The sequence below is a fragment of the Dietzia maris genome (assembly GCF_014144855.1).
In the GTDB taxonomy this organism is placed as follows: Bacteria; Actinomycetota; Actinomycetes; order Mycobacteriales; family Mycobacteriaceae; genus Dietzia; species Dietzia kunjamensis.
On record NZ_JAALDN010000387.1, the window covers coordinates 1 to 10,627 of the forward strand.

Annotated in this window: 12 protein-coding genes; 10 read left to right on the top strand and 2 right to left on the bottom strand. The window is 70.7% G+C overall.

The features are described from left to right. The 9 genes from mbhE to G6024_RS12695 form a co-directional block, all read left to right on the top strand. Window positions 1-1,362: hydrogen gas-evolving membrane-bound hydrogenase subunit E (mbhE, locus tag G6024_RS12655; protein ID WP_159148856.1), on the top strand; the 1,362-nt coding region annotated here is incomplete at its 5' end. Beyond that, window positions 1,359-1,691, top strand: coding sequence for a sodium:proton antiporter (locus G6024_RS12660; RefSeq protein WP_067716236.1), 333 nt, complete (start codon window positions 1,359-1,361; stop codon window positions 1,689-1,691). The genes mbhE and G6024_RS12660, both read left to right, overlap by 4 nt. After that, a complete protein-coding gene (locus tag G6024_RS12665; protein ID WP_200841568.1) occupies window positions 1,688-3,271 on the top strand; it encodes a proton-conducting transporter transmembrane domain-containing protein in 1,584 nt (527 codons plus the stop codon). The genes G6024_RS12660 and G6024_RS12665 overlap by 4 nt, the downstream gene beginning before the upstream one ends. After that, a complete protein-coding gene (locus tag G6024_RS12670) occupies window positions 3,268-3,600 on the top strand; it encodes a Na+/H+ antiporter subunit E (protein WP_159148857.1) in 333 nt (110 codons plus the stop codon). The genes G6024_RS12665 and G6024_RS12670 overlap by 4 nt, the downstream gene beginning before the upstream one ends. Next, on the top strand, window positions 3,597-3,869 hold the full coding sequence (locus G6024_RS12675; RefSeq protein ID WP_096906162.1) for a monovalent cation/H+ antiporter complex subunit F: 273 nt from the start codon (window positions 3,597-3,599) through the stop codon (window positions 3,867-3,869). Before G6024_RS12670 ends, G6024_RS12675 begins: the two co-directional genes overlap by 4 nt. Window positions 3,870-3,874: 5 nt before the next feature. Then, window positions 3,875-4,231 carry a cation:proton antiporter gene (locus tag G6024_RS12680; protein WP_235027895.1) on the top strand — a complete coding sequence of 119 codons (357 nt, stop codon included), beginning with the start codon at window positions 3,875-3,877 and terminating at the stop codon, window positions 4,229-4,231. Then, on the top strand, window positions 4,228-5,613 hold the full coding sequence (gene mgtE / locus G6024_RS12685; protein ID WP_159148859.1) for a magnesium transporter: 1,386 nt from the start codon (window positions 4,228-4,230) through the stop codon (window positions 5,611-5,613). Before G6024_RS12680 ends, mgtE begins: the two co-directional genes overlap by 4 nt. Window positions 5,614-5,793: 180 nt before the next feature. Then, window positions 5,794-6,924, top strand: a complete 1,131-nt coding sequence (locus G6024_RS12690) for a TIGR03857 family LLM class F420-dependent oxidoreductase (RefSeq protein WP_159148860.1) — start codon at window positions 5,794-5,796, stop codon at window positions 6,922-6,924. After that, window positions 6,917-7,978, top strand: coding sequence for a phosphotransferase family protein (locus G6024_RS12695; RefSeq protein WP_159148861.1), 1,062 nt, complete (start codon window positions 6,917-6,919; stop codon window positions 7,976-7,978). Before G6024_RS12690 ends, G6024_RS12695 begins: the two co-directional genes overlap by 8 nt. Window positions 7,979-8,096: 118 nt before the next feature. Here G6024_RS12695 and G6024_RS12700 read toward each other — a convergent pair whose 3' ends face one another. Together G6024_RS12700 and G6024_RS12705 are read right to left on the bottom strand one after the other, a co-directional pair. Further along, window positions 8,097-9,623 (bottom strand): catalase, encoded by a 1,527-nt coding sequence (locus G6024_RS12700; protein WP_159148862.1) that lies wholly within the window; start codon window positions 9,621-9,623, stop codon window positions 8,097-8,099. Between the two features lie 69 nt (window positions 9,624-9,692). Further along, entirely contained in the window at window positions 9,693-10,133 is a 441-nt protein-coding gene (locus G6024_RS12705) for a Fur family transcriptional regulator (RefSeq protein ID WP_159148863.1), read from the bottom strand. Between the two features lie 211 nt (window positions 10,134-10,344). Between G6024_RS12705 and G6024_RS12710 the strand changes: the two genes are divergently transcribed. Beyond that, on the top strand, window positions 10,345-10,627 hold a 283-nt coding region (locus G6024_RS12710; protein ID WP_338122144.1), incomplete at its 3' end, for a universal stress protein.

Consider the following 10,627-nt stretch of genomic DNA (forward strand, 5'->3'; position numbering starts at 1 on the left):
CTCGACCGGGAGCTGCTCCCCTTCACGGGCGCCTCCGTCCTCGAGGGTCTGACGTCGGCGGCGACGCGCGCCGGCCGCGTGCTGGTCCGTCCCACCGCGTCGGACTCCCCCGCCCGGCACGCCGGCGCCCTGCTGGCGGTCCTGAGCGTCTACGCGGTCGGGATCGGCGGATGGGCCCTGGCGACGGGCAGTTCGATTCCCCCGCGCGTCGGCGGGCTCGAGAGCGCGATCGACGTCGTGTTGCTCCTCGTGGTCGCGGTGGGCGTGCTGGGACTGTGCATCACGCGCTCGCGCCTCTCGGCCGCGGTGCTGCTGTCGGCCGTCGGGATCGCCGTGACCATCCAGATCTTCGGCCTCGGCGCGCCCGACGTCGGACTGACCCAGCTGCTGGTCGAGGCGCTCACGATCATCATGTTCGTGCTCGTCCTGAGGCGGTTGCCCCGCGACTTCATCGCCGCCTCCCGCCCGAGGAACACCGCCGCCATCGTGCTGGCCGTCCTCACCGGCATCACGACCACCATCGGGGTCCTGGTCTTCACCGGGCGCCGGGAACGCTCCCCGATCGGCGTGTACCTGCTGGAGAACGGCCCCGAGATCACCGGCGGGAGCAACATCGTCAACACGATCCTCGTGGAGTTCCGCGCTCTCGACACCTTCGGCGAGGTGGCCGTGCTCGGTGTGGCCGGCATCGCGATCCTCGGCGTCCTCGGCTCGGTCCGGGCCACCGCCCAGACCATGGATCCCGAGTCCGTCCGCGAGACCCTGCCCGGTTCCGCGAAGAGCACCGGCACGGCCGCGGAGGCGTTGGAGGACGCCGCTCGCAACACCGTGCCGTTGAAGCTGCTCGCACGGGGCGTGACCCCGGTCCTCGCCGTGGTCTCCGTGATGCTGCTGTGGCGTGGCCACAACGAGCCCGGCGGCGGTTTCATCGCCGCCCTGGTCGCGGCGTGCGCGTTCGCGCTGGTCTACCTGGCCCGCGAGTCGGATCGCCCCGTGAGCCGGCCCTCCACCCCGGTCGCGCTCATCGGCGGGGGGCTGGTGGTCGCCGGACTCACCGGGATCGGCGGCTACGCGCTCGGGCAGTTCCTGCAGCCCGCCCACGGGTACCTCCTGGGCCAGCACCTCTCCAGTGCCCTCATCTTCGACCTCGGGGTCTACGCCGGCGTCCTCGGACTGGTCATGACCGCGTTCAACACGCTCGGCGCGGGCCGCGCCCCCGCAGAGGTCGTCTCCGGCCCCGACGCGCCGGACACCGGCCGCCGCAGGTCGGGCCCGCGGAAGACCCGTGCTGGGGCCGACACCGGCGTAACCGGGGGCACCCCGGGGACTCGTCCCGGAACCGAAGAGGAGGTCGCCCGGTGACCATCGCGATCATGATCGGCGTCCTCACCGCGGGCGGCGTCTACCTGATGATGCAGCGCGGCATGGTCCGTGTCGTGTTCGGTCTCGCGCTCATCAGCCACGCGGTCAACCTCACGTTGCTCAGCGCCGGCGTGGCGGCCTGGCGGGCCGAGCCACTCGCCGACGTCAACGCAGTCGACGTGTCCGCCGACCCGCTCCCCCAGGCGTTCGTCCTCACCGCGATCGTCATCACGCTCGCGGTGACCGTGTTCATGCTCTCGCTCGCCGTGGTGAGCCGCGACGACGACACCCACAACGTCCCGCCCACCGGTGAGGAGTACGCGTCGTGACCGCCCTGCTCCTGCCCCTGCTGGCAGCCATTCCCGTGATGGCCGCCGCCGTCACGGCGATCCTGCCGTCCCGGCAGGCCGGCCGTCTCGTGGCGCTGGCGGTCCCGGCGGCCACCGCGGTCGCCGGGCTCGTGCTCCTCGTACTGCACCGGTCCGAACCGGTGATCGCCGCCTCGGTGGGCGGCTTCGTGCCGGGCGTCGCGATCCCCTTCGTCTCCGACTCGTTCGCCGCGCTCATGCTGGTCACCACCGGTGTGGTGGCGTTGATGTCCCTGGTGTTCTGTGACCAGACCGGGGAGTTCGGCCGGAGCCGCTACTTCGCCCCGCTGGCCCTGCTGCTGCTCGCCGGCGCCAACGGCGCCCTACTCACCGGCGACCTGTTCAACCTCTTCGTCTTCGTCGAGGTCATGCTGCTGCCCTCGTACGCCCTCATCGCCATGACGGGCACGTGGCGCCGCCTCGGCGTGGGCCGGCTGTTCGTCGTGATCAACCTCCTCACCTCCACGCTGCTGCTCGCGGGCGTCGGCTTCGTGTACGGCACCGCCGGAAGCGTCAACCTCGCCGTGCTCGCGGGAGCGGCACAGGAGGACGGCCGGGTCGCCGCCGCCCTGGGTGTGGTGCTCATGGCCCTGTGCATCAAGGCCGGCGCCGTACCCGTCCACGGGTGGCTGCCCCGCGCCTACCCCGGCACCTCCGCCGGGGTCATGGCGCTGTTCTCCGCGCTGCACACCAAGGTGGCTCTCTACGCGGTCATCCGGATCTGGGCGACCGCGTTCGACCTCGATCCGGCATGGGGCCGCGTCCTGTTGGTCGTGGCACTGGTGACCGCGCTGTGGGGTGCCGTCGCCTCGGCGTCCCCCGTCGGCGCCCGCGAGATCCTCGCCTGGCAGATGGTCTCCGGGGTCGGCGTCATCCTCGCCGCGCTGGCGGTCGCGCAGGCCCCCGGCGGCGCGATCGTCTACATGATCCACCACATGGTCACCATCGGGGCGCTCGTGATGCTGATCGGTGCCGCCGAGCACGTCTACCGCAGCGGACAGCTGGGTGGGCTGTCGGGCCTCTGGTATCGCGAACGTCCGCTGGGGGTGCTGCTGGTGCTCGCCATCGCCGCCCTCGTCGGACTGCCGCCCACCTCGGGGCTGATCGGCAAACTCGAGGTCGTGACCGCCGCCCTGGGGACGGGCGGCGCGTGGGGAGTCGCCACCGTCGTCGTCGTCCTGGTCTCCTCCCTCATCGGACTCGTGGCGATGCTCCGGCTGTGGCGCGGCATCATGTGGGGCGGACCCGCGCCCCGTCCCGGCGATGACGACGGTGACAGCGACGAGCGCCAGCGGGAGGTCGACGAGCACGGCGACGACGACGACGACAACGTTCGCCTGTCTCCGCGCGTGCCGGCGCGCCTGCTCGTGCCCGGGGGCGTACTCGCGGCCCTGTCGGTGGCCTTCTTCCTGGGGTACGGGGCGATCGCCCCGGAGGTGGACCGGGCGGTGGCCGGGCTCGTCGACACCGACGCGTACGTCTCGGCCGTGCTCGACGGCCCCGATGCGATGACGGACTCGACGATCGGGGGACGCTCGTGATTCGCCGGGTACTCCGCGCCCCGGTCGTCCTGGGGTGGTTGCTGTGGAACGTCGTGCTGTCGTCGTTGGCCCTGGCCAAGGAGGCCGTCACCCCCGGTCCGATCGGCGCCCCGGTGCTGGTGCGCTACCCCATGCGCTGCCGCACCGACGTGGAGATCACGGCCCTGGCCTGGGCGATCACCGTCACGCCGGGAACACTGGTGACGGTCATCGGTGACGACGAGATGTGGGTCCACGTGGTGCTCGGCGGGCCCCGTCAGGAGATGATCGAGTTGCTCGGTCGGACCGAGGACCGGGTGCTGTCCGTTCTGCGAGGTGATGACCGATGAGCTCGCTGTTGACGGTGCTGCTGGCCGTGTCGACCGTGATCGTCGTCGCGAGCATGGTGGTGGCGGCGGTCCGCGCGGTACGTGGACCGGGCGACGCCAATCGTGCCGTCATGGCCGATCTGAGTTACTTCTGCGCGGTGGCACTGTTCGTGCTGTTCGTGATCCGTCAGGGATCTGCGGTGGCACTGGACGTGGTGATGCTCGGATCGCTCATCGGTGTGCTCTCGACCGTCGCCCTCGCACGGTTGCTCTCCCGAGGACAGCGGTGACGGGGATGGGGGGCTCGATGATCGCGGACCTGGTGATCGGTGTACTGGCGCTGCTCGGGTCGCTGTGCTTCCTGGTGGCCGCGGTGACCATGTCCCGGGCCGGCGACGCGCTGACCCGGATCAACATCCTTTCCGTGGCGACCGGCCTGGGGATGATGCTGTTCATCTTCTCGGCCTACGGGCACGAGCTGAGATCCGGGTTCTCCTGGGCGCAGCTGCTCATGGCGCTGGTGGCCCTGGGAGCGACGGTGGTGGTGACGACGGTCGCCTCCATGACGCTGGCCCGCGCCGCCTACCGGGCGGACGGCAGACTCGACCCGCTGACGGCCTACGACGACATCGCCGAGGAGACCGGGACATGACCGGGCCGGGTGACGCACGCGACGGCCGGGACCAGACCCTGCGTGATCCGGCCGACGCCGCCCGACGGATCGACTCCTTGATCGACAGTGGTGACCTGCGCACGGCCTCCGACATGGTCGAGGAGATGCCGCCCTGGCTGATCGTCGACGTCCTCGAGCGCAGCGGCGCCAAGGACCGGGCCGTGCTGTTCCGGTTGCTGTCCAAGGGCACCGCGCTGGTGGTCTTCGAGGCCCTCGACCCGCCGCTGCAGTCCGAGCTGATCCGCGCGCTGCACACGGACCGCGTCAACCAGATCTTCACCGACCTCGACCCCGACGACCGGGCCGGGCTGATCGACGAACTCCCGGCGCGCGTGGCCACCCGGCTCATGCGGGAACTCGACCACGACGAGCAGGCCCTCACCGCAGCGGTGCTCGACTACCCGATCGGCTCGGTCGGTCGGCGGATGAGCCCGGAGTTCATCTCCACTCACCCCGACGTCACCGCCGGCGAGACCCTCGACCGTGTGCGCCAGCGGATCGACGAGGCCGAGACGATCTACGGCATCCCGGTGACCGACGACCAGCGTCGCCTGGTGGGGATCGTGGGCCTGCGCGCGATCATGCGCGCCGAGCCGGGGACACCGGTCCGCGACCTGATGAACGACGCGATCACCGCGCGGGCACGCGAGTCCGCCGAGACCGCCGCGCGCAGGTCCGCGGAGGAGCGCCTCATCGTGATGCCGGTCGTCGACGACGAGGGCCGGCTGGTCGGGATCCTCACCTTCGACGACGCCCTGCGGGTCCTCGAGGACGCCGAGACCGAGGACACCGCGCGTGCCGGTGGTTCGGAACCGCTGCGCGCGCCCTACCTCGCGACCCCGGTGCGATCGCTGGTGCGGTCGCGTGTGGTCTGGCTGCTGGTCCTCGCCCTCGGTGCCGCGCTCACAGTCCAGGTGCTCGAGGTGTTCGAGGGGACGATCGAGCAGGTGGTGGCGCTGTCGCTGTTCGTGCCGCTCATCATCGGCACCGGCGGCAACACCGGCAACCAGGCGGCCACCACCGTGACCCGCGCGCTCGCACTGGGCGACGTGCGTCCCCGCGACGGGTTGCGCGTATTGGCCCAGGAGGTGCGGACCGGGTTCACGCTGGGGCTGGTCCTGGGCGCTGTCGGGGCGCTGGCGGCGGGCCTGATCTACGGCACCGATCTGGGACTCGTGATCGGGTTGACCCTGCTCGTGTTGTGCACCGTCGCGGCGACCGTGGGCGGTCTGATGCCGCTCCTCGCGCAGGCCGTCCGCGCCGACCCGGCCGTGTTCTCCAACCCGTTCATCACGACGTTCGTCGACGCCACCGGGTTGATCGTCTACTTCCTCATCGCGCGGGCGGTCCTGGGCCTGTAGGCGGAACTCCCCGGCGCGCTGCGGTGCGCTACGGTGCGCTGCGGCGCGTCGCCGACCCGCGACACCGTAGGGCGACCGTGCCGACGGAGCGCGGGAACCGCCGCTGCCGGACACCACGTGGCGCTAGGGTGACACATGTCACATCCGGTTCGTCCGGAGTCCCTCGCCCCGAAGGTGCCCATGGCCGACGACGCCGCCGCCCGACCGCCTGCCGCTCCCCCCGCCCTCATGCCCGAGCTCGCCTGCTACGGGCTGGCCGGACACAGCGCCTCCCCGGCGGATCTCATCGCCGAAGCCGCGCGGGCCGAGGAGCTGGGCCTGGGGTCCATCCTGCTGTCCGAGAGGTTCGCGCTCAAGGACGCCGCGGTGATGGCGGGCGCGGCGGTAGCGGCGACCTCCCGGATCGGAGTGGGCACCGCCGCGACCAATCACAACACCCGCCACCCGCTGGTGACCGCGACCATGGCGACGACCCTGCACCGGATGTCCGGCGGGCGCTACGCCTTCGGACTGGGCCGGGGCATCTCCCTGCTCTTCGACATCATGGGCCTGCCGCACGTGACCTCGGCGCAGCTCGAGGACGCGATCGGTATCTACCGCACGCTGTGGGGCGGCGGGGCGGTGGTCGGTCACGACGGCCCGGCCGGCAGCTACCCGTACCTGATGCAGGACGCGTCGTTCGACGAGGACATCCCGGTGCTGATGATGGCGATGGGCGACAACCAGCTGCGGCTGGCCGGGCGGATCGCCGACGGCGTCGTACTCCACACCTTCATGTCGGATGCGGCGGTGCAGCGCTGCGTCCGCCTGGTCCGGGAGTCCGCGGAGCAGGCCGGCCGCGACCCCGCGGGCGTGCGGATCTGGTCGGTGATGGCGACCATCGAGGACTCGCTCGACGAGACGGCGAGGTTGCGCAAGCTCGTCGGGCGATTGGCCACCTACCTCACCGGCTACGGCGATGTCCTGGTGCGGGTGAACGGGTGGGACCCGGCGGGGCTCGAGGCGTTCCGCGCGGACGAGCGACTGTCCTCCCATTCCGGCGCGCTCGACGCCACCGACGATCTCGACCTTCTGCGCCATGCCCGCGAGGTCCTGCCCGACGCGTGGCTCGCCACGGCCGCCGTCGGCAACGCCGCGCAGTGCGCCGACCGGATCGAGGGCCAGCTCGCGCTCGGCGCCGACTCGGTGGTCCTGCACGGTGCCACTCCCGACGAGCTCGCCCCGGTGCTCACCGAGTGGCGCGGGCGCCGGGACCCCGACCGCTTCGCCCACCTCGAGCCCAATCCCGGAAGGATCTCCCGTCATGACTAGTGTCGCGTCGAACCCGCAGGTGGTCTGTACGCCGGAGGAGGTCACCGCGCCGTGGCTGTCGCAGGCCCTGGGCACCGAGGTCCGGTCGGTGCGGACGGAGCTGGTCGGCACCGGTCAGATCGGATGCTGCCTGCTCGCCCACGTCGACGGCGACGAGCTCCCGCCGACGCTGTTCGTGAAACTGCCGAACCCCGACGAGGGCATGCGGCCGCTGTTGCACGGCGTGTACCGGACCGAGGTGCTGTTCTATCGTGACCTCGCGCCGACCGTGGCCGTGCGGGTCCCGCGGGTCCGGTTCGCGGAGCTCGGCGAGCGGGAGGGCGAGTTCACGCTCATCCTCGAGGACGTCACCCCGCTCGTCCAGGGCGACCAGCTCGCCGGGCTGACGATCGACCAGGCCCGCGACTGCGCCGTCAACCTCGCGGGACTCCACGGACCGCGCTGGTGCGACCCCACGCTCCGGAGCATCGAGGGCCTCGCGGCGCCGACGGTCGAGGACAACGTCACTCTCCAGAAGCTCGGCGGGCCGGCGCTGGAGGCGTTCCTCTCCGAACTCGGGGGAAGACTCGACGACGACGAGCGCCGCATCATGGCGGAGATCGCCCCGCTGATCGCCCGGTGGGCCAACGGGCGGACCGAGCGGTTCGCGCTCCTGCACGCCGACTACCGGGCCGACAACATGCTGGTGGACCCGGCCGGGAACCGTCCCTCGCTGGCCTGCGACTGGCAGACGCTCGCGGTGGGCCTGCCCGGGCGTGACCTGGGCGGATTCCTCGGTTCGAGCCTCACCGTGGACGACCGGCGGGCCGCCGAGCGCGACATCGTGGCGGACTACCACCGGGCCCTGCTGGGTCACGGTGTCACCGACTATTCCGCCGACGCCTGTTGGGACGACTACGTCTACGGCCTGCTGCAGACGCCGGTGCTGGGGATCTTCGGCTGGATGTACGGCACCCGGACGGATCGGGGTGACGAGATGTTCGCCCTGCTGATGCGGCGGGCGTGCCGCGCCATCGCGGATCACGACGCGCTGGCGGTGGCGCGGGCCGGCTGACCGACGACGACACAACGAAATCCGCTACCCCGCCCCCGGATTCGCTAGTCCAATCGGAGTAGCGAATCCGTAGGGGGAGTAGCGGATGTCGGCCTGCTACTGGCCGGCTACCGGGGTGTCACTCCTGCAGCGTGTGGTTGCCGCGGGGGCTCGCCTCGACGCCTGCCTTGACGGCCTCGCAGAGGCCCTGGTCGACGGCGGCCCAGTAGGCATAGACGCGGTCGAGCAGCTCGGTCTCCGACGGGTCGATCGCCGAGACGTGACCGGCGATGTTGGCCGCCAGCCGCTCGCGGGCGGCGTCGTCGAGGACCTCGCGGTACAGGATTGAGGCCTGGACCGAGTCGGTGTCCTCGGCGTGCGGGCTCACGTCGCCGCGGTAGATGTCCGAGCCCTTGGTGTCCCAGGCGCCGATGTCGAACGCCTTGGACGCGTCGGCGGTCGGACCACCCAGCGAGTTGGGGTGGTACTCGGCCTGCGCGGGGTGCGGGTACTCGTACTGCATGGCGCCCTCCTTGGAGTAGGAGTTCACCGGAGACAGCGGACGGTTGACCGGCACCTGCTGGTAGTTGGCACCGATGCGGTAGCGCTGGATGTCCGGGTAGGCGAAGACGCGGCCGAGCAGCATCTTGTCGGGCGAGAAGCCGATGCCCTTGACAATGTTGGTCGGCGCGAACGCGGCCTGCTCGATCTGCGCGTGGTGGTTCTGCGGGTTGCGGTTCAGCGTCATGGTGCCGACCTTGCGCAGCGGGTAGTCCTTCTGCGACCACGTCTTGGTGAGGTCGAAGGGGTTGTACTTGTACCCGTCCGCCTCGTCGACCGGCATGACCTGGACGTGAAGGTCCCAGGACGGGAAGTCACCGTTCTTGATGGACTCGAACAGGTCCTGACGGTGGTAGTCAGCGTTCTCGCCGGCCAACTTGTCGGCCTCGGCCTGCGTGAGGAAGTCGATGCCCTGGTTGGTCTTGAAGTGGAACTTGACCCAGTGGCGGACGCCGGCGGCGTTGATGAACTGGTAGGTGTGCGAGCCGAACCCGTCCATGTGGCGCCAGGTCTTGGGGATGCCGCGGTCGCCCATGAGCCAGGTCACCTGGTGGGTGGACTCGGGGCTCAGGGTCCAGAAGTCCCACTGCATGGCGTGGTTGCGCAGGCCGGAAGCGTTCTTGCGGCGCTGCGAGTGGATGAAGTCCGGGAACTTCATCGCATCGCGGATGAAGAAGATCGGCGTGTTGTTGCCGACCATGTCGTAGTTGCCCTCTTCGGTGTAGAACTTCAGGGCGAAGCCACGCGGGTCGCGCCAGGTGTCCGGGCTGCCCTTCTCACCGGCGACGGTGGAGAAGCGGGCGAGCATCGGGGTCTTGACGCCCTTCTGGAACAGGCCGGCGCAGGTGATGTCCGAGATGTCCTCGGTGGTCTCGAACTCGCCGAACGCGCCCGAGCCCTTGGCGTGGGGCAGGCGCTCCGGGACGTTCTCCCGGTTGAAGTGGGCGAGCTTCTCGATGAGGTGGAAGTCGTGGATCGGCTGCGGACCCTGCGGGCCGACCTGGGCGCTGAACTCGTCGTGCGGGACGGGCTGGCCACTGTCGGTGGTGGTGTGGGAGTTCGGCTGGAAGTCGCGCACGCCGCGGTCTGCGGGATGAATGGTCACGTCAGTTGCTCCTCGAGATGGGGTGTGGAGTAGAAGGTGCGGAGTAGTGGTGTGGTCCAGGTCTCAGTATCAGACACGCGAGGCCTGCCCTGCCTGGCATTCGGGGCAAGTTCCCCAGTAGTTGACCTCTGCTTCATCGATCTCGAAGCCGTGGTCCCGGTCGGCGGTGAGGCAGGGGGCGTGTCCGACCGCGCATTCGACGTCCTCGATGCGCCCACACTTCCGGCACACGAGGTGGTGGTGGTTGTCCCCCGTCCGACGCTCGTACAGCGCCGGGGAGCCGGCGGGTTCGATGCGGCGCATGAGGCCGACGTCGGTGCACACGCGCAGCGCGTCGTAGACGGTCTGCGTGGACACCGCGCCCAGCCGTTCCCTGACGAGAGTCGCGACGTCCTCCGCCGCGATGTGGGGACGACCGGCGACGACGGCGAGGACCGCCAGCCGCGGCGAGGTGACCCTCAACCCGGCTTCGCGGAGCACTGCCCCCTGGTCCTCAACTGCTGTCGTCATGGGCATCACCCTAGCCCACTTTCTGGAACAGGTCCAGAAAAAGATGGGTTCTGATCTAGGAATTTCTCCGGCCGACCCGGCACGCATCCGGGGTCCGCGGAGCACGGGCGACCGTCGACGGGCTGCGACTAGGCTGGACCCGGACCCCGGATCGCCGTCACCGCACCGCGGCGGCCCTGACCGCGTGCCCCCGAACCTGCAGGAGGAACCCATGTCGGAGACCACCACCGGACCGGTCGTGTGCGGGTACGACGGTTCGCGTGACGCCCGCAGAGCCGTGGCCTGGGCGGCCGCCTGGGCCCGCGACCACGGCACGTCACTCGAGGTGATCTCCGCCGACCGGGCGGTGGGCCGCGTCGTGGCGTTCGACGAGACCGCCCGCGCGAACGTCGAGGGCGCGATGCGCGACCAGCTCGCCGACCTCACCGCCGACGTGCCGACCACCCACCGGGTGATCGCGGACAGTCCCGTCAGCGCGCTGGTCGGGGGCGGCC

What these genes read in the sequence shown, in the direction of transcription:
- G6024_RS12705 (WP_159148863.1), bottom strand. Translation starts at nt 10,133, where the DNA reads ATGACGACAGCAGTTGAGGACCAGGGGGCAGTGCTCCGCGAAGCCGGG.
- G6024_RS12680 (WP_235027895.1), top strand. Translation starts at nt 3,875, where the DNA reads ATGGGGGGCTCGATGATCGCGGACCTGGTGATCGGTGTACTGGCGCTG.
- mgtE (WP_159148859.1), top strand. Translation starts at nt 4,228, where the DNA reads ATGACCGGGCCGGGTGACGCACGCGACGGCCGGGACCAGACCCTGCGT.
- G6024_RS12695 (WP_159148861.1), top strand. Translation starts at nt 6,917, where the DNA reads ATGACTAGTGTCGCGTCGAACCCGCAGGTGGTCTGTACGCCGGAGGAG.
- G6024_RS12690 (WP_159148860.1), top strand. Translation starts at nt 5,794, where the DNA reads ATGGCCGACGACGCCGCCGCCCGACCGCCTGCCGCTCCCCCCGCCCTC.
- G6024_RS12675 (WP_096906162.1), top strand. Translation starts at nt 3,597, where the DNA reads ATGAGCTCGCTGTTGACGGTGCTGCTGGCCGTGTCGACCGTGATCGTC.